At 70.8% G+C, this 22,468-nt stretch carries 21 protein-coding genes; 11 read left to right on the top strand and 10 right to left on the bottom strand.

The window, feature by feature from the left end; all coding sequences use genetic code 11:
* Positions 1 to 91 precede the first annotated feature (91 nt).
* On the top strand, positions 92 to 586 hold the full coding sequence (locus OO60_RS09255; protein WP_003091138.1) for a hypothetical protein: 495 nt from the start codon (positions 92 to 94) through the stop codon (positions 584 to 586).
* Between the two features lie 68 nt (positions 587 to 654).
* Here the strand turns inward: OO60_RS09255 and OO60_RS09250 are convergent, their stop codons facing one another.
* The gene (locus tag OO60_RS09250; protein WP_003091136.1) at positions 655 to 1,698 is read right to left on the bottom strand and encodes an aldo/keto reductase; all 1,044 of its coding nucleotides are present in this window, start codon (positions 1,696 to 1,698) and stop codon (positions 655 to 657) included.
* Between the two features lie 114 nt (positions 1,699 to 1,812).
* On the opposite strand from OO60_RS09250, the gene OO60_RS09245 reads away from it, so the two are divergent.
* Positions 1,813 to 2,652 (top strand): helix-turn-helix transcriptional regulator, encoded by an 840-nt coding sequence (locus OO60_RS09245; RefSeq protein ID WP_003091134.1) that lies wholly within the window; start codon positions 1,813 to 1,815, stop codon positions 2,650 to 2,652.
* Positions 2,653 to 2,678: 26 nt separating this feature from the next.
* Here OO60_RS09245 and OO60_RS09240 read toward each other — a convergent pair whose 3' ends face one another.
* A complete protein-coding gene (locus tag OO60_RS09240) occupies positions 2,679 to 4,169 on the bottom strand; it encodes a CoA-acylating methylmalonate-semialdehyde dehydrogenase (protein WP_003091132.1) in 1,491 nt (496 codons plus the stop codon).
* Positions 4,170 to 4,301: 132 nt separating this feature from the next.
* On the opposite strand from OO60_RS09240, the gene OO60_RS09235 reads away from it, so the two are divergent.
* Both OO60_RS09235 and OO60_RS09230 read left to right on the top strand, forming a co-directional pair.
* Positions 4,302 to 5,939: a PucR family transcriptional regulator gene (locus OO60_RS09235; RefSeq protein WP_003091130.1), complete on the top strand. Its 1,638-nt coding sequence runs from the start codon at positions 4,302 to 4,304 to the stop codon at positions 5,937 to 5,939.
* Positions 5,940 to 5,997: 58 nt separating this feature from the next.
* Entirely contained in the window at positions 5,998 to 6,330 is a 333-nt protein-coding gene (locus OO60_RS09230; RefSeq protein ID WP_003091128.1) for an SSI family serine proteinase inhibitor, read from the top strand.
* A gap of 92 nt (positions 6,331 to 6,422) precedes the next feature.
* On the opposite strand, the gene OO60_RS09225 is transcribed toward OO60_RS09230, so the two are convergent.
* From OO60_RS09225 to OO60_RS09215, 3 genes are all read right to left on the bottom strand, one after another.
* On the bottom strand, positions 6,423 to 7,937 hold the full coding sequence (locus tag OO60_RS09225; RefSeq protein WP_033261187.1) for a DUF4153 domain-containing protein: 1,515 nt from the start codon (positions 7,935 to 7,937) through the stop codon (positions 6,423 to 6,425).
* Between the two features lie 343 nt (positions 7,938 to 8,280).
* Positions 8,281 to 9,270, bottom strand: a complete 990-nt coding sequence (locus OO60_RS09220; RefSeq protein WP_003091123.1) for a HAMP domain-containing sensor histidine kinase — start codon at positions 9,268 to 9,270, stop codon at positions 8,281 to 8,283.
* Complete coding sequence (locus OO60_RS09215; RefSeq protein WP_003091121.1) at positions 9,267 to 9,938, bottom strand: response regulator transcription factor; 672 nt, start codon at positions 9,936 to 9,938, stop codon at positions 9,267 to 9,269. The genes OO60_RS09220 and OO60_RS09215 overlap by 4 nt, the downstream gene beginning before the upstream one ends.
* Before the next feature lie 241 nt (positions 9,939 to 10,179).
* Between OO60_RS09215 and OO60_RS09210 the strand changes: the two genes are divergently transcribed.
* The 6 genes from OO60_RS09210 to OO60_RS09185 all read left to right on the top strand — a co-directional run bounded on the left by OO60_RS09210 (position 10,180) and on the right by OO60_RS09185 (position 17,824).
* A complete protein-coding gene (locus OO60_RS09210) occupies positions 10,180 to 11,736 on the top strand; it encodes an NCS1 family nucleobase:cation symporter-1 (protein WP_003091120.1) in 1,557 nt (518 codons plus the stop codon).
* A 10-nt stretch (positions 11,737 to 11,746) separates the two neighbouring features.
* Positions 11,747 to 12,529 (top strand): nitrilase-related carbon-nitrogen hydrolase, encoded by a 783-nt coding sequence (locus OO60_RS09205; protein WP_003091118.1) that lies wholly within the window; start codon positions 11,747 to 11,749, stop codon positions 12,527 to 12,529.
* The gene (hydA, locus tag OO60_RS09200; protein ID WP_003091110.1) at positions 12,529 to 13,911 is read left to right on the top strand and encodes a dihydropyrimidinase; all 1,383 of its coding nucleotides are present in this window, start codon (positions 12,529 to 12,531) and stop codon (positions 13,909 to 13,911) included. Before OO60_RS09205 ends, hydA begins: the two co-directional genes overlap by 1 nt.
* A gap of 7 nt (positions 13,912 to 13,918) precedes the next feature.
* Positions 13,919 to 14,917: a TIGR03842 family LLM class F420-dependent oxidoreductase gene (locus tag OO60_RS09195; RefSeq protein WP_003091108.1), complete on the top strand. Its 999-nt coding sequence runs from the start codon at positions 13,919 to 13,921 to the stop codon at positions 14,915 to 14,917.
* Positions 14,918 to 14,988: 71 nt separating this feature from the next.
* On the top strand, positions 14,989 to 16,410 hold the full coding sequence (locus OO60_RS09190) for an alpha/beta fold hydrolase (RefSeq protein ID WP_033261186.1): 1,422 nt from the start codon (positions 14,989 to 14,991) through the stop codon (positions 16,408 to 16,410).
* 244 nt (positions 16,411 to 16,654) lie between these two features.
* Entirely contained in the window at positions 16,655 to 17,824 is a 1,170-nt protein-coding gene (locus OO60_RS09185; RefSeq protein ID WP_033261185.1) for a type I restriction endonuclease, read from the top strand.
* A 74-nt stretch (positions 17,825 to 17,898) separates the two neighbouring features.
* On the opposite strand, the gene OO60_RS09180 is transcribed toward OO60_RS09185, so the two are convergent.
* The 4 genes from OO60_RS09180 to OO60_RS09165 all read right to left on the bottom strand — a co-directional run bounded on the left by OO60_RS09180 (position 17,899) and on the right by OO60_RS09165 (position 20,756).
* Entirely contained in the window at positions 17,899 to 19,128 is a 1,230-nt protein-coding gene (locus OO60_RS09180) for a serine hydrolase domain-containing protein (RefSeq protein ID WP_003091104.1), read from the bottom strand.
* Positions 19,129 to 19,137: 9 nt separating this feature from the next.
* Positions 19,138 to 19,950: a siderophore-interacting protein gene (locus OO60_RS09175; RefSeq protein ID WP_033261184.1), complete on the bottom strand. Its 813-nt coding sequence runs from the start codon at positions 19,948 to 19,950 to the stop codon at positions 19,138 to 19,140.
* 63 nt (positions 19,951 to 20,013) lie between these two features.
* Positions 20,014 to 20,349 carry a hypothetical protein gene (locus OO60_RS09170; protein WP_240490723.1) on the bottom strand — a complete coding sequence of 112 codons (336 nt, stop codon included), beginning with the start codon at positions 20,347 to 20,349 and terminating at the stop codon, positions 20,014 to 20,016.
* On the bottom strand, positions 20,346 to 20,756 hold the full coding sequence (locus tag OO60_RS09165; protein ID WP_033261183.1) for an SgcJ/EcaC family oxidoreductase: 411 nt from the start codon (positions 20,754 to 20,756) through the stop codon (positions 20,346 to 20,348). Before OO60_RS09165 ends, OO60_RS09170 begins: the two co-directional genes overlap by 4 nt.
* Positions 20,757 to 20,836: 80 nt before the next feature.
* On the opposite strand from OO60_RS09165, the gene OO60_RS09160 reads away from it, so the two are divergent.
* Positions 20,837 to 21,538, top strand: coding sequence for a TetR/AcrR family transcriptional regulator (locus tag OO60_RS09160; protein ID WP_003091100.1), 702 nt, complete (start codon positions 20,837 to 20,839; stop codon positions 21,536 to 21,538).
* Here the strand turns inward: OO60_RS09160 and OO60_RS09155 are convergent.
* Positions 21,535 to 22,455 (bottom strand): NADP-dependent oxidoreductase, encoded by a 921-nt coding sequence (locus OO60_RS09155; RefSeq protein WP_033261182.1) that lies wholly within the window; start codon positions 22,453 to 22,455, stop codon positions 21,535 to 21,537. The two genes, OO60_RS09160 and OO60_RS09155, sit on opposite strands and share 4 nt — an antisense overlap.
* Positions 22,456 to 22,468 lie beyond the last annotated feature (13 nt).

Below are 22,468 nucleotides of genomic sequence, written 5' to 3'. Positions count from 1 at the left end.
CGCACATTCACTGAATATGGTCACCAGGCAAGGACCGCTACCACGAGGCCCAGGATGCCTACGAGAAGGAACACCCGGAGGGTGAGGGCGAGTGAACGACCGGCCCGAGGTGGAGCTGGCCAACCGCAACGGCCGGCTCCACCCCGCGCAGCGCGGCACGCTGCTCGACCTGACCTTCTGGCTGACCGCGGCCGTGGTCGTCGCCGGTCTCGCCGTGACGGTGAGCCTCGCCCTCGTGGCGGAGACCTCCGGCGAGGTATTGGGCACCGTGGTCCCGCTCGGCGCGGTCACCGGCTGGTTCGCGTTCGTCTGCTGGCGCCGCCTCGCCGACGCCTTCGGCGGCCGGCTGGTCGCGGTCACCGGCTGGACGCACGACTTCGACAGCGCCCACCTCACCGACGAGTACCCGATCGGCCTGCACCGCAGCCCGGAGGGGTTCAAGAGCCTCGAATCGTTCAGCCTGCGCGCCGGCGGCCGGACCTACCCGCTGGAGCGCAAGCTCCGCGAGCGGATCCAGCCGGAGCGGGTCAACACCGTCCTGATCGCGCCGCGGTCCAAGCTGCTGGTCAACGTCCTCCCCGCTTGAGCGGCCTGCCGCGGCTGTCGTGAGTGGTAAGGCGGGTTAGAACCCTCCTTACCACTCACGACACCGGGTCAGCGGCGGGCTTGGATCACCAGGTCACCGCGAGTGACCGCGCGGAGGTGGTCGCCGCCGAGCAGGTCGTGCGGGTAGCCGAGCTCGATCGCGCTCACCTCGTCGACGCGGGCCAGTTGTTCGGGCGTGAACTCGACGTCGAGGGCACCCAGGTTGTCTTCCAGCTGGGCGAGCGTGCGGGCGCCCAGGACCGGCGCCGTCACGGCCGGGTTCCGCAGCGTCCAGGCAAGCGCGACCTGCGCGGGCGTGTGCCCCGCTTCGGCCGCGACCTCGGTGACGACGTCGGCGATGGCGAGCGTGCGGTCGGTGACCATGCCCAGTCGTGCGTTGAAGCTGCGGCGGGTGCTCTCCCCGGACCCGGCGCCGCGGTACTTGCCCGACAGCACGCCCCCGCCCAGGGGCGAGTACGGCGTCACGCCGAGGCCGAGCTCGCGCGCCATCGGGAGCAGGTCGCGTTCGGCGTCCCGCCGGCTCAGGCTGTACTCGACCTGCAGCGCGATCAGCGGGGACCAGCCCCGCAGGTCGGCGATCGCCTGCATCCGCGAGACCTCCCAGGCCGGGACGTTCGACATCGCCACGTACCGGACCTTGCCCTGGCGGACCAGGTCGTCGAGGCCGCGCAGGATCTCCTCGACCGGTGTCGTGAAGTCCCAGACGTGCAGGAAGAGCACGTCGAGGTAGTCCGTCCCCAGCTGCCGGAGGCTGGCCTCCACGGACCCGAACAGGCTCTTGCGGTGCGGGCCGCCCGAGTTCGGGTCGCCGGGGCGGCGCAGCGTCGTGTACTTCGTCGCCAGCACCAGGCGTTCGCGGTGCTCGCGGGCGAACTCGCCCAGCAGCCGTTCTGAGCTGCCGTCGGTGTACGTCGGTGCCGTGTCGAGGAAGTTGCCGCCGCGCTCGACGTAGGTGTCGAACAGCTTGCGCGCGTCGGCCGCTTCCGCGCCCCAGCCCCACTCGGTGCCGAAGGTCGCCGTGCCCAGCGCCAGCGGGGACACCCGCAGCCCGGACCGGCCCAGCAGCCGGTAGGTGTCGAGGGTGAGGGACATCAGGTCCTCCTGTGCTCGTGATCGGTCGGGCACCAGCCTCCGATCACCGCGGGCCGGGGGTAAGGGAAGGGACATCCTGGGAAGACGAGTCCCCCTCCGGCGGTTGCACCGGGCATGATCACCGCCACCGTGGAGCTGGCCGCGTTCCTGCGGACCCGGCGGGAACGCCTGGACCCGCGCGACTTCGGCCTGCCGGTGCGCCGGTCGCGCCGGACGCCGGGACTGCGCCGCGAAGAGGTCGCCGAGCTGGCCGGGGTCAGCGTCGACTACGTCGTGCGCCTGGAGCAGGCACGCGGGTTGCGCCCTTCGGCGGCCGTAGTGGAGGCGCTTTCGGGCGCCCTGCGCCTGACCCAGGACGAACGCGCGTACTTCTTCGACCTGACCGGGCAGCGTCCCCGCGGCACCGGCGAGCCCGCCACCACCGCGGAGCCGTCGCTCGCGCGGCTGGTCGAAGACCTGTCGCCGCTGCCGGTCATGCTGCTCAACCACCGCTTCGACATCCTCGCCTGGAACGCGGAGATGGCGCACCTGCTGCTGGACTTCGCCGAGCTGCCGACGTCACGGCGGAACGCGATGTGGCTGTGCCTGCTGCACCCGGAGATCCGCGAGTACTACGTCGACCGCGAACGCGTGGTGCGGGAGGGGATCACCCACCTGCGCACCGCGTGGGCCGCGCACCCGGACGACCCGGTGCTGACCGAGCTCATCGCCGAATGCACCGGCGGCGACGAAGAGTTCGCGCGGTTGTGGGCGGCAGGGGACGTCCGGGGCACCGGCCGCGGGAGCAAGGTGCTGCGCCACCCCGGCGCCGGGGTGATCGCCGTCGACTTCGAGGTCCTCGTGCCGCAGCGGGACGCCGGCCAGCGGCTGCTGGTCGGCCGTCCCGCGGACGACGCGAGCCGGGCCGCGCTCAGGAGTCTGCCGCAGCCTGTCGTGAGTGGTAAGGCGAGTTAGAACTCGCCTTACCACTCACGACCGGGTCAGGAGTTGCGCGGGAAGCCCAGGTTGACCCCGGCGTGCGAGCGGTCCGGCCAGCGGGACGTGACCACCTTCGTGCGCGTGAAGAAGTGGAACCCTTCCGGCCCGTACGCGTGGCTGTCGCCGAACAGCGAGTCCTTCCAGCCGCCGAACGAGTAGTACCCGACCGGGACCGGGATCGGGACGTTGACCCCGACCATGCCGACCTCGACCTCGTTCTGGAACTTCCGCGCGGCCGCGCCGTCGCCGGTGAAGATCGCCGTGCCGTTGCCGTACGGGTTGGCGTTGATCAGCTCCAGCGCCTCGTCGTACGAAGCCGCGCGGGCCACCGACAGCACCGGGCCGAAGATCTCGTCGGTGTAGATCGACATCGACGGGCGGACGTGGTCGAACAGCGTCGGGCCGAGCCAGAAGCCGTCCCCGGCCACCTCGATCCCGCGGCCGTCGACCACCAGGGAGGCACCCTCGCCCACGCCAGCGTCCACATAGGACGAAACGCGCGCGTGGTGGGCCTTGGTGACCAGCGGCCCCATCTCCGACTCCGGGTCACGGCCGTCGCCGACGCGCAGCACGGACATCCGCTGGGTGATCTTGCGCACCAGTTCGTCGCCGATCGGGTCGACGGCGACGACCACCGACACCGCCATGCACCGCTCCCCCGCCGAGCCGAACCCGGCCGACACCGCGGCGTCGGCGGCCAGGTCGAGGTCCGCGTCCGGCAGCACCACCATGTGGTTCTTCGCCCCGCCGAGGGCCTGGACGCGCTTGCCGTGCCGGGTGCCGGTCTCGTAGACGTACCGCGCGATCGGCGTCGACCCGACGAACGAGATCGCCTTGACGTCGGCGTGCGTCAGCAGCCCGTCCACGGCCACCTTGTCGCCGTGCAGCACGTTGAGCGCGCCCGCGGGCAGCCCGGCCTCGGCGAACAGCTCCGCGATGAACACCGCCGCCGACGGGTCCTTCTCGCTCGGCTTGAGCACGACGGTGTTCCCGCAGGCCAGCGCGTTGGGCACGAACCACAGCGGCACCATGGCCGGGAAGTTGAACGGCGAGATCACGCCGACCACGCCGAGCGGCTGGGCGATCGAGTAGACGTCGACGCCGGTGGAGGCGTTCTCGCTGAACCCGCCCTTGAGCAGCTGGGCGGCGCCGCAGGCGAACTCGACGTTCTCGATCGCGCGGGCGATCTCGCCCGCCGCGTCGGACTCGACCTTGCCGTGCTCGCTCGTGATGATCTTCGCCAGCTCGTGCTTGCGGGCGGACAGCAGCTCGCGGAAGGCGAACAGCACCCGCGTCCGGCCGGCCAGCGACGTCCCGCGCCAGCCCGGCAGCGCCGCCTTGGCCGCGGCGACGGCGGCTTCGACCTCGGCGTCCCCGGCGAAGTCGACGTGCGCCCGGACCTGGCCGGTGGCCGGGTCGAAGACCTCGCCGGTCCGCGCAGGGGTCCCGCTGAACGGCTTGCCGTCGATCCAGTGGCTGATGCGGTCGGTCACGGCGGGCACTCCTTCGCTGGCGGCAACGTCCCCCCAGAGTCTCCGTGCGGGCGCCACGCCAGGCCATCGGCAACGTGTACGGACTCGCCGTCGCGGCCGTACAGTCTGTCCCTGCCGATCATCCGAGGAGCCATGTACCCGACCGTCGCCGAGGTCCTCGCGCTGCCGGTGCTGCGCCACGGCCGCCCGCACGTCGTCGCCGGTGCCGCCGGTCTGGACGCGCCGGTGCGCTGGGCGCACGTCGCCGAGGTCGCCGACATCGCACACCTGCTGCGCGGCGGCGAGCTGGTGCTGACCACCGGCGTCGCGCTGCCCGACGACGGCCCGGCGCTCGCCCGGTACGTCGCCGACCTGGCCGGGGTCGGCGCGGCCGGGGTCGTGGTCGAGCTGGTCCGGCACTGGAGCGACCGGCTGCCCGCCGCGCTGGTCGAGGCGGCCGAGGAGCACGGGCTCCCCTTGGTGACGCTCTCGCGCGAGACGCGGTTCGTGAGCGTCACCGAAGCCGTCAACGGCCAGATCGTCGACGCCCAGGTCGCCGAGCTGCGTGCGGCCGAGCGCGTGCACGAGACGTTCACCGCGCTGACGGTCGCGGGCGCCGAACCCGGCGTCGTCCTGGGCGAGGTCGCCCGGCTGACCGAGCAGCCGGTGGTGCTGGAGACGCTGTCGCACGAGGTCCTCGCCTACGACGCGGCCGGCACCGACCCGGCCGAGCTGCTCACCGGCTGGCCGGCCCGGTCGCGGGTGGTCCAGGTCGGCGAGCGGACCGGCTACCACCCGGGTTCGGGCTGGCTGGTGACCGTGGTCGGCGCGCGCGGGCACGACTGGGGCCGGCTGATCGTCGTCTGCGCCGACCAGCCGCCGCACCGCCACCGGGTGGTCGCCGAGCGGGCCGCGTCCGCGCTGGCCGTGCACCGGCTGGTCGCCAAGGACGCCGACGGTCTCGAACGCCAGGCCCACCGCGCGCTCCTCGCCGAGCTGCTCGCGTCGCCGGCGCCGACGGCGGAGCTGCTGGCCCGCGCGTCGGCCCTGGCCGTGCCGCTGACCGGGCGGCAGCTGGTCGGGCTGGCGGTGCGGCCGCGGCTGACCGGCACGTCCCGGCCCGCGCTGTCGACGCCGCCGGTGTTGCGCGAGCTGGCCGAGGCGACGGTGCTGGCGGCGCGCCGCGCGAAGGTGTCGGCGCTGGTCGGGACGGACGACCTGGGTGTGCGGGCGCTGCTCGCGCTGTCCCCGGAGGCGAACGCCGACGCGGTGCTGCACCGCCTCGCCACCGACGTCCACGAGGCCCGCGGCAGCGCACCGGCCGTGCTCGCGGTCGGCACGACGGTGACGTCACCGGCCGAAGCGCGCCGGACGCTCTTGGAGGCGAGCCAGGTCGCCGCGGCGGCGCTGGGGACCGGGGCGGACCGGGTGGTGCACCGCCTGTCGGACGTCCGCCTGCGCGGCCTGCTGCACCTGCTTTCCGGCGACGAGCGCGTGACGGCGTTCGCTTCCCGCGAGCTGGGCCCGTTGCTGCAGCGCGACGCCGCGACGGGCAGCCGCTTGCTACAGGCGTTGCGGCACTACTGCGAGCAGGGCGGCAACAAGTCGGCGGCGGCCGCGGCGGCCCACACGTCGAGGACGGCGTACTACCAGCAGCTCGCCCGGATCGAGCAGGTCCTCGGCGTCCGGCTGGAGGAACCGGAGACGATGCTCTCGCTGTACGTCGCTTTGCTGGCGTGGGACCTCACCCGGACGAGCGAAGAAGACTCACCCGGACGTGCAGCACAGTGATCGGCTTCGGCGTGCCGATGGAACCGATATGGCCATAATCCCCCTCGCAGCATGCTTGATGAGCCTCAGCTGTCTCGCGCCGGCGCAACCCCCGGCCTCGACGCTGCAGCTGACCAGCCACGACACCGCCAACCGCATCGGTTCGGTCCTGCTGACGTGCGAGCCGACCGGCGGCACGCACCCAAAGCGCGACAAGGCGTGCGCGGTGCTGTCCGGCGCGGGCGGCGACTTCTCGCGGATCACCGCACGGCACCAGGCGTGCACGCTGATCTACGCCCCGGTGGACGTGACGGCGATCGGCACCTGGCACGGCAAACCGGTGTCGTACAGCACGACGTACCCGAACCGGTGCGAAGCCGATCGTGATTCGGACGGCGTGTTCGCGTTCTGACGCTTTGCGCGCGCGGAAGCCGCCGGGTCGCCCCCACGACGGCCCGGTGGCTTCCGCGTAACTCTTAACCACGCGCTGCCCGCCGGTCCGGTTCAGCCGCAGGCGGCCGCCGGGGCGAGCGGCACGTCCCGGGCCGTCGAACGGCTCAGGTTCCAGGCGGGCCAGCCGTCCGCCGTGCCGGCCGCCAGGACCTGCCGGAGCACGCACGTGCGCAGCGGTTCCGGCAGCCTCGCCGAGACGGCCGGGACCACGTCGGCGGAGAAGCCGGCCAGGTAGCGGTGGTCGAGGGGTTTGCCGGCCGCCGCGCGGTCGAGGTTGGCGTCGGCGATGAGGCGTTCCGGGTCGAGGACCGCCAGCACCAGCAGCGCCCCCGCGGCCGTGGCGACCGCCGCGCGGGGCAGCCACGCCGGGCGCAGGCGGACCAGCGCCGCCAGAACCAGGACGAACAGCCCGCCGAACCACAGTTCGCAGACCTCGACCAGCAGCCGCAGCACCGTGAAGCCGTACGCCTCCTGGTACGTCCACATGCGACTCAACGCGGACCCGACCAGCACCAGGCTCAGTGCGCTGAGGGTGCCCAGCAGGACGCGCTGCCGGAGCCGGTCGGCCTTCGTCGCGTCCGGCGCCCACCGCAGCGCCGCGGCGACGATGGCGAGCGTCAGCACGGTGACCGCGCACAGCTGCCAGAAGCCGCCGCGCGCGTACTCGGCGGACGTCAGGTTGCTGGTGCGCAGGACGTACTCCGTACCGCCGAACAGCACGACCAGCCGGACCCCGACGAACACCCCGAACACCAGGATCAGCACCACGAGCGGGACCGTCCACTCCAGACCGTATCCCGTCCGGTGTGGACGATCGCCCGACGCGCGTCGCGGTGGCGCGGCGAGGAAGTAGCACGCCCCGGCGACGACCGCCATGACGACGGCGAAGACGGCGCACCACCGGACGAGCGTCGCGACGCTGAGATCGGGCACCAGAGCGTCGACGACGGCGGCGAAGGCGGCATCGGCACTGGCGAGCAGCGGCACGAAGACCCCGACGAGCGCGGCGGCGGCGAGCACGGCGAGCGCGATCCGCCGGGCGACCCCGTCACGCCGGGCGGCGAAGCGCCCGACGCCGCGCCCGACCCACGGAAGGGCGAGGAGCGCCTGGACGGGCAGGGCGAACATGTCGTGGAGAACGGAGTTGACGGTCCGTGCGCCGACCACGGCCAGCGACCCGGCCACGACGGCGGCGAGAACGCACAGCGCGAACAGCCACCCGGACGCCCGCACGGTGCCCATGGCGAGCAGCGCGAGGGCGAGCCCGGTCCAGGCGGCATTACGCCAGGTGAAAGCGCTTGGCTCGCCGTCACGGGACCGCCGATCGGCCACGACGACACCGGCGGCCACTGCCAGCCCGCTGAGCAGCCACCCGATGCCGGGCCGGTCGACGGGCAGCACTAGGGCGGCGGCCGTTCCGGCAAGCCCGGCAGCGGGCAGGACGGCGGGCGGCATGGGCACGACGGCGGACTTCGGCGGCGGGAGGTGCCGCAGGAGAACGGGCGGAGCAGCAACGGCCACACCGCCGGCTCCCGGCGCGCCGGCGGCAGGTCCTCCACCCGCCATCGGCGCACCGGAAGCCGTTCCGACCCCCGGCCGGTCTCCGCCCCACTCGGCCACCCCCAGCGGCCGCTTCCCCCGCGGGACCCGCTCTCCCTTCCCCGGCCCGTCCGCCGCCGACGTGCCGGGGGCAGGCTCCCCACCGGTCCCGGGCCCACCCCCAGCCGGCTCCGCCCCGATCTCCCCGGCCCTCGGCCCGTCCCGACTCTCGCCAGCCACCACCGGCCGCTTCCCCCGCGGCACCGGCTCCCCGGGCACACCCAACCTGTTCTTCGGCATCCCACCGCTCCCACGTTCGCTTCTGCAAATACCGCAGCCCGCCATCCCGCGAACCACCCCGGAACAAGACCTAAGCCGGCAGCGTCACCCGGATCCGGCTGCCCACCCCCGCCGACGGATCGACCACCCCGATCGTCCCCCCGTGCAGTTCCACCGCCCAGCGCGCGATGGCCAGCCCCAGCCCCGTCCCGCCGCCGGACGGCCGCTCGCCGCGGGTGAACCGCTCGAACACCCGCTCGCGGTCCGCCGGGGCGATCCCCGGTCCCTCGTCGCACACGTCGATGCGCACCTCGCCCGGCCGCACCTCGGCCAGCACCCGCACCGAACCGCCCGCCGGACCGTGGCGGGCCGCGTTCTCCAGCAGGTTCGCCACCACCTGGAACAACCGGCCGCGGTCGGCGACCACCACGGCGTCGGCGGGCGTCACCGACACCGAGAAACTGACCCCGCGCACCAGCGCCGCCTCCGACACCGCCTCGGAAAGCAACGCCGCCACCGGGAACGAGGTCCGGTGCAGCGGGATCGCCCCCGCGTCCAGCCGGGACAGGTCCAGCAGCTCGTCCACCAGGGCCGCCAGCCGCTCGGTCTGCTGCAGCGCCGTCTTCAACGTCGCCGGGTCGGCGTCCTCCACCCCGTCGACCAGGTTCTCCAGCACGCCGTTCAGCGCCGTGATCGGCGTGCGCAGCTCGTGGGACACGTTCGCGATCAGCTCGCGGCGCTGCCGGTCCGCGTCCCCGAGGTCGCCCGCCATCTGGTTGAACGCCAGGGCGAGCACCCCCACCTCGTCGCGTGTGGTCGCGCGGATCCGGCGCGTGTAATCGCCCTTCGCCATCGCCCGCGCCGCCGCCGTCATCTCGCGCAGCGGCCGGGTCATGCCGTGGGCCAGCACCTGCGACAACACCAGCGCCAGCACCATCGCGGTGATCGTCGTCTTCGGCGGCAGCCAGCCGATCTGCCAGTTGAAGAACGCGAACGCCACCCCACCGGACGCCACCATCAGGATCGCCAGCTTCAACTTGATCGACCGGATCCGGTCGAGGGGCCGCGGCACCAGGTTCACGATCCCGCCTCCAGCGCGTAGCCGACGCCGTGCACGGTCCGGATCAGATCCGCGCCGAGCTTCCGCCGCAGTGCCTTGATGTGGCTGTCCACCGCCCGCGTCCCCGCGGAAGTGCCGTGGACGTCCCAGTCCCACACCTCCGACAGCAGCCGTTCCCGCGGCTGCACCACCCGCGGCCGCCGCGCGAAGTGGACCAGCAGGTCGAACTCGATCGGCGTCAGCTGCGCCGCGACCCCGGCCCGGGCGACGCGCCGCTGGTCGACGTCGATCTCGAGGTCGCCGAGCACGATCCGGGTGCCCGGCACCGAAGCCGAGCGTTCGACGCGGCGCAGCAGCGCGTGCACCCGCGCGGTCAGCACCCGCATCGAGAACGGCTTCGTGAGGTAGTCGTCGGCGCCGACGCCGAGCCCGATCAGCAGGTCCGTCTCGTCGGCCCGCGCGGTCAGCATCAGCACCGGCACCGGCCGCCGTCCCTGGATCCGGCGGCAGACCTCGAGGCCGTCGAACCCCGGCAGCATGACGTCGAGCACGACCAGGTCCGGCTCCCCGGACGCCTCGGCCGAGACCGCGGCCGGCCCGTCGTGGGCGATGTCCACGGTGAACCCCTCGGCCCGCAGCCGGGCCGCGATCGACGCGGCGATCGTGACGTCGTCCTCGACGACGAGCACCCGCCGCCCTCCCTGTTCCATGGCCACGACCCTAAGCACCTCCGGTGGAGACGGTTCGCGCGAAGTGTGAAGATCCTGTGGAGACGTTTCAGGCGCTTTGCCGGTTCGTGACGGCCGGATGTGTGACGCAGGTCATGCACTCCGGAGCCCGTTCGCGCAATCGACAGACTGCACTCCTGATCAGCGAACAGTGAACAGTCTGCCGTTGCCCCGGCGCTGACCAGGCGCGCAGGATTCCGCAATGGCGCCGACACCCGCAGACCAGCGCGTGCACGACGACGGCCGGGTCGAACTCGACCCCGCCGCCGCCGGGTCTCTCGAAGGCAGCCGGTTCTTCAACGAGGAACTGGCCCCTGTCCCGGTCGAGAAACGGACCTGGACCACCTACAACTACTTCGCGCTCTGGATGGGGATGGCGCACAACATCCCCAGTTACGCACTGGCCGCATCGCTGATCGCACTCGGCATGAACTGGGTGCAGGCGCTGATCACGATCACCATCGGCAACCTGATCGTGCTGGCCCCGATGCTGCTCAACAGCCACGCCGGCACCAAGTACGGCATCCCGTTCCCGGTGTTCGCCCGCGCGTTCTACGGCCTGCGCGGCGCCAACCTGGCCGCGCTGCTGCGCGCGTTCATCGCCTGCGGCTGGTTCGGCATCCAGACGTGGGTCGGCGGCGAGGCCATCTACGTCATCCTCGGCCGGCTGCTCGGCTCGTGGTGGCGCGACTCCGCCGTCGTCGCCGGGCAGCACTGGACGCTCTGGCTGTCCTTCGTGGTCTTCTGGATCGGCCAGATGCTGATCATCTGGCGCGGCATGGAGGCGGTCCGCCGCTTCGAGAACTGGACGGCGCCGCTGGTGTCGGTCGGCTTCCTGATCATGCTCGGGTACGTGCTGGTCAAGGCGGGCGGGCTCGGCCCGATCCTGTCCGACGGCGGCAAGCTCGGCTGGGGCCCGGACTTCTGGAAGGTGTTCGCGCCCGCGCTGATGGCGATGATCGCGTTCTGGTCGACGCTGTCGCTGAACATGCCGGACTTCACCCGTTTCGGCGGCAGCCAGCGCAAGCAGGTCCGCGGCCAGATCCTCGGCCTGCCGACGACGATGACGTTCATCGCGATCGTGGCCATCCTGACGACGTCGGGCGGGCACGTGCTCTACGGCGAGGACATCTGGGACCCGGCGAAGCTGGCCGACAAGTTCACCAGCCCGGCCGTGGTCGTCGTCGCCCTGGTCGCGCTGGTGCTCGCCACGATCTCGGCCAACCTCGCGGCCAACGTCGTCAGCCCGTCCTACGACTTCTCGAACGCGTTCCCGAAGAAGATCACGTTCGCGGTCGGCGGCGGGATCACCGGCGTCATCGGCGTCCTCATCCAGCCGTGGCGGCTGTACTCCGACCCGAACATCTACATCTTCGCCTGGCTCGGCTTCTACGGCGGCCTGCTCGGCGCGGTCGCCGGGGTGCTCGTCGCCGGCTACTGGGTCGTCAACCGCACGAAGCTGCGGCTGAAGGACCTCTACACACCCGATGGGGTGTATTGGTTCAGCGGCGGCTGGAACTGGCGGGCCCTGGTCGCCACGCTGGTGGGAGCGGTGCTGGCGGTCGGCGGCGCCTACGGCGGGCCGTTCCCGGACGCCGGTCTCATCCCGTTCCTCAAGCCCCTTTACGACTACAACTGGGTGATCGGCCTGGTCGGCGCGTTCGTCGTGTTCACCGCCCTCGCCCTGCCCGCAACGAAGAAGGAGGAGATCAGTGAGCGTGGTTCGAGCCGGATTGATCCAGCAGCGGTGGACGGGTGACAAGGAGTCCATGATCAAGGCGGCGGTCGACCACATCGCCACCGCCGCCTCGCAGGGCGCCCAGGTCGTCTGCCTCCAGGAACTGTTCTACGGGCCGTACTTCTGCCAGGTGCAGGACGCCGACTACTACTCCTACACCGAGGCCATCCCGGACGGCCCGACGACCAAGCTCATGCAGGAGGTCGCCGAGCGGCACGGGATCGTGCTGATCGTGCCGATGTACGAGGTCGAGCAGCCCGGCGTCTACTACAACACCGCCGCGGTGATCGACGCCGACGGCACCTACCTCGGCAAGTACCGGAAGAACCACATCCCGCAGGTCAAGGGGTTCTGGGAGAAGTTCTACTTCCGTCCCGGCAACCTCGGCTACCCGGTGTTCGACACCGCCGTGGGCCGCATCGGCGTCTACATCTGCTACGAGCGGCACTTCCCGGAGGGCTGGCGCGCGCTCGGCCTGGCCGGGGCGAAGATCGTGTTCAACCCGTCGGCGACCAGCCGCAGCCTGTCGCAGTACCTGTGGAAGCTGGAGCAGCCGGCGGCCGCGGTGGCGAACGAGTACTTCGTCGGCGCGATCAACCGCGTGGGCGTGGAACCGCTGGGCGACAACGACTTCTACGGCCAGACGTACTTCGTCGACCCGCGCGGCCAGCTGGTCGACGAAGCCGCGTCCGACACCGAAGACGAGGTCGTGGTGCGCGACCTCGACATGTCGCTGCTCGAAGAGGTCCGGAACACGTGGGCGTTCTACCGCGACCGCCGCCCGGACACCTACGGCCCGCTCGCGGAGGCCTGATGACCACGCTCATCAGTGGTGGCCAGGTCGTCTCGCCGTCGGGCGCGCTGCCGGCGGATGTGCTGGTGGACGGCGAGACCATCGCCGCCGTCGGGGCACCCGGGACGCTGACCGGCGACGAGACGATCGACGCCACCGGCAAGTACGTGCTGCCCGGCGGGATCGACGCCCACACGCACATGGAGATGCCGTTCGGCGGGACGCACTCGGTCGACACGTTCTCGACCGGAACGACGGCGGCGGCCTGGGGCGGCACCACGACGATCATCGACTTCGCCGTGCAGGCCAAGGGCACGTCCCTGCTGTCCACTTTGGACAAGTGGCACGCCAAGGCGGACGGCAACTGCGCGATCGACTACGGCTTCCACATGATCGTCTCCGACGTCAACGACCAGTCGCTGAAGGAGATGGAAGCCTGCGTCGACGGCGGTGTCGGCAGCTTCAAGATGTTCATGGCGTACCCGGGGGTGTTCTACTCCACGGACGGGGAAATCCTGCTCGCGATGCAGAAGGCCCGCGAAATCGGCGCTACGATCATGATGCACGCGGAAAACGGCATCGCGATCGACCAGCTGGCGGCGCAGGCGGTGGCGGCCGGTAACACGGACCCCGTGCAGCACGGCCTCACCCGGCCGCCGGAACTGGAAGGAGAAGCGACATCGCGGGCGATCCAGCTCGCGAAGGTGACCGGCGCACCGTTGTACATCGTGCACCTTTCGGCGTCGCAAGCGCTCGCGGCGGTGGCGGAGGCGCGCAACGACGGCCAGAACGTCTTCGCGGAGACGTGCCCGCAGTACCTGTACCTGTCCATTGAGGACCTGGCAAAGCCGGACTTCGAGGGCGCGAAGTATGTCGCTTCGCCGCCGCTGCGGGAGAAGTCGCACCAGGCCGACCTGTGGCGCGGGCTGCGGACGAACGACCTGTCCGTGGTGTCCACCGACCACTGCCCGTTCTGCTTCAAGGACCAGAAGGAACTGGGCCGCGGCGACTTCCGGGCCATCCCGAACGGGATTCCCGGCGTCGAACACCGGATGGACCTGCTGCACCAGGGCGTCGTCGCCGGCGAGCTGACCCTCGGCCGCTGGGTCGAGACGTGCTCGGCGACGCCGGCGCGGATGTTCGGGCTGTACCCGAGGAAGGGGGTGATCGCGGCGGGATCGGACGCGGACATCGTGATCTACGACCCTTCGGCGTCACAGACGCTGTCGGCCGAGACGCACCACATGAACGTCGACTACTCGGCGTACGAAGGGTTCGAGCTGACCGGCCGGGTGCACACGGTGCTGTCGCGTGGGCGCGTCGTGGTGTCGCCGTCCGGTTTCTCGGGGTCGACGTCGCACGGCAAGTTCCTGTCCCGTTCGCTGAACCAGTACCTGAACTGAGGACGCCATGGACTTCGGGATCGTGCTGCAGACGGACCCGCCGGCGCGGGACGTCGTGCGGCTGATGAAGGACGCCGAGGACTGCGGGTTCCGCTACGGCTGGACGTTCGACTCCTGCGTGCTGTGGCAGGAACCGTTCGTCATCTACTCGGCGATCCTCGCGGCGACGTCGTCCCTCGTGGTGGGGCCGATGGTGACCAGCCCGGGAACGCGGGACTGGTCGGTGATGGCATCGACGTTCGCCACGCTCAACGACATGTACGGCAACCGCACGGTCTGCGGCATCGGCCGCGGCGACTCGGCCCACCGCGTGGTCGGGAAGCCACCGTCCACTTTGGCCACGGTCCGCGACTGCATGCGCGTGGTGAAGGACCTGGCCGAAGGCCGCCCGGCGACGATGAACGACAAGACCGTCCAGATCCCGTGGATCCGCAACGGCCGCCTCGAGATGTGGATGGCCGGCTACGGACCCAAGGCCCTGCAGACGGTCGGCGAGCACGCCGACGGTTTCATCCTCCAGTGCGCAGACCCGGCCATCGCCCGCTGGACGATCGGCGCGGTCCGCGACGCAGCCCGCGCAGCCGGCCGCGACCCGGGCGGCATCACGATCTGCGTCGCAGCCCCAGCGTACGTCGGCGAAGACCTGCCACACCAGCGAGAGCAGCTGCGCTGGTTCGGCGGAATGGTCGGCAACCACGTAGCGGACCTGGTGGCACGGTACGGCTCATCCGGCGCGGTCCCCCGCGAGCTGACGGACTACATCCGCGAGCGCGAAGGCTACGACTACAGCCACCACGGCAAGGCGGGCAACCCGTCAACGGAGTTCGTCCCGGACGAGATCGTCGACCGCTTCTGCCTCCTGGGCCCGCCGGCATCCCACGCCGAGCGGCTGCAGGAGCTGGCGGAGCTGGGTGTGGACCAGTTCTCGCTGTACTTGATGCACGACGACCGCGAGGCAACCCTGGCGTCCTACGGGACGCAGATCATCCCGAAACTCACCGCGTAGGGCCCGCCCTACCCCGGTTCCGGGGGCGCGCACCAGCGCGCCCCCGGTCCCGGTGCCGGGACGATCGGGCGATGAACCTTCGTGTTGTGCTGGCCTTGGGGACGGCTGCTCTCACGGCGGGCGCCCTCGCGCCCCCAGCCATGGCCGGTCCCGCCGGGATCGTCTGGGAAGACTCCTGCACCGCCGGGTACGAATGCGGCCACCTCGACGTCCCCCTGTCCTATCAGGACGCTGCCCTGGGCACCGTGCGGCTGGCGATCGCACGGCTACCTGCCACCGACCAAGCCCACAAACTGGGAACGATCTTCTTCAACCCAGGCGGCCCGGGCACGTCCGGCCGGTTCGCGCCGGCGTTGACCCCGGCCCTGCACACGCGCTTCGACATCGTCGGGTTCGACCCGCGCGGGGTCGGGGCGAGCTCGAAGATCCACTGCTTCACCGACCCGTCCCAGGTGGCAATGCTGCAGCGAGCGCTCGGCACGTTCCCGCTGACGCGGGCGGCCGAGCAGCAGCAGACCACGGACACGCGCACGGTCACCGACCTGTGCGAACAGAACGCGGGCCCGCTGGCGAACCACCTGTCGACCGGGACGATCGCCCGCGACCTGGACCGCCTGCGCGCGGCGTTCGGCGAGCCGAAACTGCGGTACTACGGGAAGTCCTACGGAACGTACCTCGGCGAGACGTACGCGAACCTGTTCCCGGGCCGCGTCGGCACGCTCGCCCTCGACGCGGTCGACGACCCGGCACGCTGGTCCACCGGCCCGGGCCCGATGAGCTATCGCCTGCAGGGCTTCTCGGACGCCCCACGAGCCCTGCAATCCTTTTTGGACAATTGCGCTTCACGCTGCATGTTCGACTACAACGCCATCCTGAACCGGCTCGAACGCGGCCCGATCACGGTGACCGACACGGCCGGCAAGCAGGTCACCATCACCTACCAGAGCGCGATCAGCCGGATCCACACCTACCTGACCGACGCCGGGTCCGCACCTGCTCTCACGGCGTTCCTCCAGGCTCTGGCCGACCCGGCCTCTCCTGCACCGCCTTCGCCGGGCGGCCCACCGGACATCGACTCCCTGCTCGGCGGCGGCGCCACCCTGTGCTCGGACTCGGCGAACCCCCGTGACCCAGCGGTTTGGTGGGCCTACGCCCGGCGAGCCGACCGGGTGAGCCGCGGTTTCGGGCCGTACGACGTGTACAAAACGCTGCCTTGCGCAACATGGGAGGTCACGGACACGGGTCGCTACGCGGGACCGTGGAACCACCCAACGGCCCCGATCCTCCTCATGGCCAACCGCCAGGGCGACCTGGAGACCCCGTACGCGGGCGCGCAACGCACAGAGCACCTGCTCGGCAACGCCCGCCTGCTGACCCTCGACACGTACGGCCACGGTTCCCGCGGCAAGAGCGCCTGCATCGACGCGTGGCTGAACGGCTACTTCACCACCGGCGCGGTGCCTGCCCAGGGGACGCTCTGCGCGCCGGACTGAGCATCAGCGGAAGGCGGCGCTTCCCTGCAGAAGGGACTCGGAAGCGCCGCCATGACACGCGACCGCGAGTGATGGCGGTCGACATTTTCCGTCCCGTCACGGCCACCGTGGAACAGTTCCGAGATTTTCTTTTCCGCGGCCGGTAACAGACGGAACGAGGTAACCGATCTAGGCAAGGCATCACCTCGACCGGACGACTTCCACCTCGAGATCCGGACTGATTCCCGCACAGAACGGCACCGGCATGGACATCGCGGAGCGCGCACAAGCACTCGCATTGAAGATCCGCAAGCACAAGGAGGGCATCGAAACCGAAGAGGCGACCAAGAACGCCTTCGTGATGCCGTTCATCAGCACCGTGCTCGGCTACGACGTGTTCAATCCGGCCGAAGTCATCCCCGAATTCACCGCCGACGTCGGCACCAAACGCGGCGAGAAGATCGACTACGCGATCGTGCACAACGGTCAGGTACAGGTTCTCGTCGAGGCCAAGAAAATCAACGATCCGCTCCGGATCGAGCACGCTTCCCAGCTGTTCCGCTACTTCGCCGTGACGAACGCCCGCATCGCCGTCCTGACGAACGGGCAGGTGTACGAGTTCTACACCGACCTCGACGCCCCGAACCGGATGGACGCCAAGCCGTTCCTCGTGCTGGACTTCGCCGACATCGACGACACCCTGCTGCCGGAACTGGCCAAACTCACGAAGGAATCCTTCGATCTCGACTCGGTCATCAGCGCCGCGGGCGAGCTGAAGTACATCGGGCAGCTGAAGCGCATCCTCGCGGCCCAGTTCAAGGAGCCCGAGGACGAGTGGGTCAAGTTCCTGACCTCCCGGGTGTACGAAGGCGCGATCACCCAGCGGGTCCGCGACCAGTTCGGCCCGCTGGTGGCCAAGGCGGCCCGCCAGTTCCTGAACGAGCAGGTCAACGACCGCCTGAAGAACGCGCTCGGCGGCCCCGATTCCTACGTGAGCGTGTCGAGCGGCAGTGTCGTCCAACCCGAGCAGCAGGAGCCGGCGCAGGTCGTCGGCGCCGGTCCGGCCGAGGAGGCCGAACGAGTCGTCACGACCGAAGAGGAACTCGAGGGCTATCGGATCGTCCGCGCCATCGTCTGCGCCGAGGTGCCCGCCGCGAGGATCGCCGCCCGCGATACCCAGACTTACTTCGGCGTCCTTCTGGACGACAACAACCGGAAGCCGATCGCCCGGCTGTGGTTCAACCGGTCGAAGAAGTACCTCGGCGTGTTCGACGAGAACAAGGTCGAGACCCGGCTGCCGATCACCACGGTCGAAGACATCTACCAGCACGCGGACCACCTGAGGAACACGGTGGCGAGATACCTCACCACCGCACGCCCGCAGGCCGCCGCGGCTGAACCGGTTCCGCCCGCCCAGGCGGCCGGCGCCTGGTAGTTCCGGGCTGCCGCGGGAGCCGGCAAGGACAGCGTTCTCGGTGCTTTCCGGCCTGTGGTGACCGCAGATCCGGGTCAGTCCACCATGGCCTGGTAGACCAGCTGCCGCAGCTGGGACCTCAGCCGGTAGGTGCTTGATGGCAGCAGCTGTGTGTAGAAGCCCACCGTCAGGTCCTCGTCCGGGTCCACCCAGAAGGCCGTTGATGCCGCTCCTCCCCAGGCGAACTCGCCGGCCGAAGACAGCGTGCGGGCCTTTACCGGGTCCTCCAGGACCGAGAAGCCCAGGCCGAAGCCGTGGCCGTCGAAGGGCATCTCGGCGAACAGGGGGCGGCCGAACTGCTCCAGGTCCACGTGGCCTGGCAAGTGGTTGCTGGCCATCAACGTCACCGTTCGCGGAGACAGCAAGCGCACGTCGTCCAAAGCTCCGCCGCGCAGCAGCATTTCGGTGAATCGCCAGTAGTCCTGGGCCGAGGACACCAGGCCGCCTCCTCCGGAGAGGCAGTCCGGGCGGGTTGTGCCCAGGCGGCCGAATGCGTCGTTGCGCTTTGCGCGGCCTGATTCCGGGTCGCGGACGTACATTGCCGCCAGGCGGTCGGGTGATGATGCCACGAAACCCGTGTCCGTCATGCCCAATGGCGTGAAGATGCGGGACGCGAAGAACTCGTCCAGGGGCATGCCGGACACCACCTCGACGAGGCGGCCGAGCACGTCCGTGGCCACCGAGTAGTTCCACTCCGTTCCCGGCTGGAACAACAACGGCAGGGACGCCCACTTCTCCGAGCACGCCGCCAGGTCGAGGCCCGGGGGTGTGCCCCACTCGAAACCCGCCGCCCGGTAGATCGCGTCCACCGGGTGGCCGTGGTGGAAGCCGTACGTCAGGCCTGCCGTGTGGGTCAGCAGGTGCCACACCCGGATGGGCGCCGTCGCCGGCTCGGTCGCGGGGGCCAGTGCCGATCCCTTGACGTACACCCGTGGGGCCGCGAACTCCGGGAGCCAGCGGGAGATCGGGTCGTCCAGCTCCAGCAGGCCCTCTTCCGCCAGCATCATCGCCGCGACCGAGGTGACCGGTTTGGTCATCGAGAAGATCCGCCACAGCGTGTCCGGCTCCACCGGCAGCGCTGCTTCGAGGTCGCGGTGGCCGCCGCGGGCCAGGTGCACTATGCGGCCGTGCCTGCTCACCACCGCGAGCCAGCCCGGCAACCGTCCAGTGTCGACATACCGGTCGAAATGCGCGTCGATCCGGGACAGTCGCGCCGCGTCGAAGCCGGCTTCGGCCGGGTCGACGTCCACCTCGAAATCCGCCATACGGCGAGGCTACTTCTCCCGCGCCCGCTCGGCCGCCTTCTCCTCGCGCCAGGCTTCGTCGTTCTTGCCGTAGCGCCAGTACCCCGAGATCGACAGCAGCTCGCGCCGCACCCCGCGCTCGTCGAGCAGGTAGCGCCGCAGGTCGCGGACGAACCCGGCCTCGCCGTGCACGAACGCCTGGACGATGCCCTCCCGCCACGGCAGCTCGCGCACCGCCGCGGCAACGTCGCCGCCGGATGCGCGGTGCAGCCAGGTGATCTGCGCGTCCGCCTTCGTGACCAGTGGCTGCTGCTCGTCCACGTTCTCGACCAGGATCACCGCGTGCGCCGGGACGCCGGCCGGGAGCGCTTCGAGCGACGCGGCGATGGCCGGCAACGCGCTTTCGTCGCCCGCCAGCAGGTGCCAGTCCGCCTCCGGGCCCGGCGCGTACGCGCCACCCGGCCCCAGCAGGAACAGCTCGTCACCGGGCTGGGCCGTCGCCGCCCACGGGCCCGCGATGCCCTCGTCGCCGTGGTGGACGAAGTCGAGGACGAGCTCGCCGGCCTGCGGGTCGAACGCCCGGACGGTGTAGGACCGCTGCCGCGGCCAGTGCTCCCGCGGCATCGTCGCCCGGCACTCCTGGACGTCGAACGGCTCCGGGTACTCGACGCCGGGCACCTTGAACAGCACCTTCACGTAGGCGTCGGTGAACGCGTTGGGCTCGAACCCGGCGATACCCTCGCCGCCCGCGACGATCCGGATCATGTGCGGGGTCAGGCGTTCGGTGCGCAGCACCCGCAGCGCCACCGCGGGACGCCCGGACCGCCGGGGTGCTTCAGCCATCGGCCACTCCAACCATCGCTAAGGCTTACCTAAGTCAGCCTACGCGCCGGAAACGGCCCGCGGCTACTCAGGTGTGCCCAGTTCCGCCAGCAACCTTCCGAAGCCGATCGCCACCCGGCCGCGAAACCCGATGAAGAACCGGTTGGCCAGCGGCACTCCCCACCGCCCCCAGGAGGCCGCGTTGACGACCTGGTGCTCGACGCGGGCACCGCCGGGATCCGCCGTGACGCGGTACTCACCGCGGTACCACCAGCCGCCCTGCACCGCGACGAACCCCCGTGCGCGGTCGGCCTCCAGCCGCATCGCGTGGGCTCCGCCGGCGAGCCGGAGACGCAGCCGTTCGAACACCTCCTCCGGTGGCCGCGCGACCACCCCCGACGCCTCCGCAAGCGCTTTCACCCGCGCGGATCCGAAACCCGCGTGTTCTGGAACGCCGTGATCAGCCATTCACCTCCCTCCCGGACCAGCACGAAGGACACGGTCGACTCGCGCCCTTCGTCCGCCACTTCTCCCCCGGCCAGCGACGAGCCACCACCGACGACGACCACGGCGACGTCCGGCCGCACGAACCGCACCTTCGCCGCCACACCCAGCGACCCGGTGAGCTTCGACCCCTTCAGCGGCCCCTCGAACAGCGCACGGTGCGAGCTCTCGATCGCCTCCCGGCCCGGGAAGTTGAGCCCGAAGAACGTGACGTAGTCCGCGTCCTCGGTGAAGAGCCGCCCGTACGCGGCGGCATCACCGCCGTTCCACGCGTCGGTGAGCCGGCCGAGCACACCACGGACTTCGGCTTCGGCAGTAGTCATCGCATCCCCCTTCGAACAGCGTTCGCCCTACGAACACCGTTCTACTCTCGAACGGTGTTCGCGTCAAGTACAGTGTTCGGGTGACCGTGCCCCCGCCGCCGTGGCGCAGCGCTCCCCGCCGCCGCGCCGCGAAACCCGTCCTCTCCCAGGCCTCGATCGTGCGAGCGGCCCTGATCGTCCTGGACGACGAGGGGTTCGACGCGGTCACCATGCGGCGGATCGCCCAGGAACTGGAGACCGGGCCCGCGTCGCTCTACGCGCACGTCTCGAACAAGGACGAACTGGCGGAGCTGATGCTCGACACCGTGCTCGCCGACATCCGGATCCCCGAACCGGACCCGGCGCGCTGGGACGAGCAGGTCAAGGAGCTGGTCCGCGACCAGATCCAGGTGATGGCCGCGCACCGCGGCATCGCGCGCATCGCGTGGGACATCGCGGTGCCGGTCACGCCCAACTCGCTGAAGCAGGGCGAAGCGATGCTCGCCCTCCTGCGCGCAGGAGGACTGAGCCTCAAGCAGGCCACCTTCGCGGGTGACGCCCTTTCCCTCTACGCCAAGGCGTACGCCTACGAGGCGAGCGGCTGGACCTGGGGCGAGATCGACCAGGCCGAGGCCGGCGAGCGCGGCAGGCAGATGGTGGCGTACATGCGGTCGCTGCCCGCCGAATCGTTCCCCAACTTGCTGCAGGTCGGCGAGTTCTTCTCCGCGGAAACGGCGAAGGAACGCCTCGAGTTCGCGCTCGAGGCGTTCGTCGCCGGACTGAAAGCGATGGCCGGGAACTAGGGCCGCAGCACGAGCTTGCCGCGCGTGTGCCGCCGCTCCAGCTCGCGGTAGGCGTCCCGGACCTCGTCCAGCGGGTAGACACCGGCGATCGGCAGCGTCAGCAAGCCCTTGTCCAGCAGCAAAGCCAGCTCGTGCAGGACGTCGGCCGACGCGCCCGCCGCGTTGCCGTCGGTCTTGACGTTGTACTTCTCCGCCGCGGCCCAGTCGATGATCGTGTCGATCCGGCCCGGGTGGATGCCCAGGTGCAGGGCCAGTTCCACGTACCCGTCGCCGAAGGTGTCGACGAACGCCTGCACGCCGGAAGGCGCGGCTTCGCGGATCCGCTCGAGAACGCCGTCGCCGTACGCGACCGGGATGACGCCGAGCTCGCGCAGCCAGTCGTGGTTCGCCTCGCCCGCCAGGCCGATCACCGTCGCGCCGGCCAGCTTCGCCAGCTGCACCGCGAGCGAACCGACGCCGCCCGCCGCACCCGAGACGACGACCGTGTCACCCTCCCGGGGGCAGACCGCGGCCACCGCGGCGTACGCGGTGGTACCGGCTACGAACAGCGAACCGGCGACCTCCCACGGGACGCCGTCCGGCCGCGGCGTGAGGTTCGCGGCCTCCGCCACGACGAACTCCGCGTGGCTCGACCGCGTGTCGACGAACCCGATCACCTCGTCGCCGACAGCGACGTCTGAGACGCCTTCACCGAGCGAAGCGACAACCCCGGCGAAGTCGCTGCCCTGTCCGGACGGGAACGTCGCCGGGAACCGCGAGTGCAGCAGTCCCTCCCGGATGGACGCCTCGCCCGGGTTGATCCCGGCGGCGCGCACCTCGACGAGCACCTGGCCCGCTCCCGGGACCGGCCGCGGCACGTCCTCGACCCGCAGGACCTCCACGCCGCCGTACTCGTCGAACCTGATCGCGCGCGCCATGGGGCCTCCTCGA

This window comes from Amycolatopsis vancoresmycina (assembly GCF_000716785.1).
GTDB lineage: Bacteria > Actinomycetota > Actinomycetes > Mycobacteriales > Pseudonocardiaceae > Amycolatopsis > Amycolatopsis vancoresmycina.
The sequence above is the reverse complement of the archived record's forward strand: the minus strand, read 5'-3'. Positions and strand labels throughout refer to the sequence as shown.

Excerpts from the sequence above, each read along its gene's own strand:
- OO60_RS09205 (WP_003091118.1), top strand. The coding sequence starts at position 11,747 with ATGATCAAGGCGGCGGTCGACCACATCGCCACCGCCGCCTCGCAGGGC.
- OO60_RS09180 (WP_003091104.1), bottom strand. The coding sequence starts at position 19,128 with ATGGCGGATTTCGAGGTGGACGTCGACCCGGCCGAAGCCGGCTTCGAC.
- OO60_RS09230 (WP_003091128.1), top strand. The coding sequence starts at position 5,998 with ATGAGCCTCAGCTGTCTCGCGCCGGCGCAACCCCCGGCCTCGACGCTG.
- OO60_RS09175 (WP_033261184.1), bottom strand. The coding sequence starts at position 19,950 with ATGGCTGAAGCACCCCGGCGGTCCGGGCGTCCCGCGGTGGCGCTGCGG.
- OO60_RS09185 (WP_033261185.1), top strand. The coding sequence starts at position 16,655 with ATGGACATCGCGGAGCGCGCACAAGCACTCGCATTGAAGATCCGCAAG.
- OO60_RS09245 (WP_003091134.1), top strand. The coding sequence starts at position 1,813 with ATGATCACCGCCACCGTGGAGCTGGCCGCGTTCCTGCGGACCCGGCGG.
- OO60_RS09155 (WP_033261182.1), bottom strand. The coding sequence starts at position 22,455 with ATGGCGCGCGCGATCAGGTTCGACGAGTACGGCGGCGTGGAGGTCCTG.
- hydA (WP_003091110.1), top strand. The coding sequence starts at position 12,529 with ATGACCACGCTCATCAGTGGTGGCCAGGTCGTCTCGCCGTCGGGCGCG.
- OO60_RS09250 (WP_003091136.1), bottom strand. The coding sequence starts at position 1,698 with ATGTCCCTCACCCTCGACACCTACCGGCTGCTGGGCCGGTCCGGGCTG.
- OO60_RS09190 (WP_033261186.1), top strand. The coding sequence starts at position 14,989 with ATGAACCTTCGTGTTGTGCTGGCCTTGGGGACGGCTGCTCTCACGGCG.
- OO60_RS09210 (WP_003091120.1), top strand. The coding sequence starts at position 10,180 with ATGGCGCCGACACCCGCAGACCAGCGCGTGCACGACGACGGCCGGGTC.
- OO60_RS09235 (WP_003091130.1), top strand. The coding sequence starts at position 4,302 with ATGTACCCGACCGTCGCCGAGGTCCTCGCGCTGCCGGTGCTGCGCCAC.
- OO60_RS09225 (WP_033261187.1), bottom strand. The coding sequence starts at position 7,937 with ATGGCGGGTGGAGGACCTGCCGCCGGCGCGCCGGGAGCCGGCGGTGTG.
- OO60_RS09165 (WP_033261183.1), bottom strand. The coding sequence starts at position 20,756 with ATGACTACTGCCGAAGCCGAAGTCCGTGGTGTGCTCGGCCGGCTCACC.
- OO60_RS09195 (WP_003091108.1), top strand. The coding sequence starts at position 13,919 with ATGGACTTCGGGATCGTGCTGCAGACGGACCCGCCGGCGCGGGACGTC.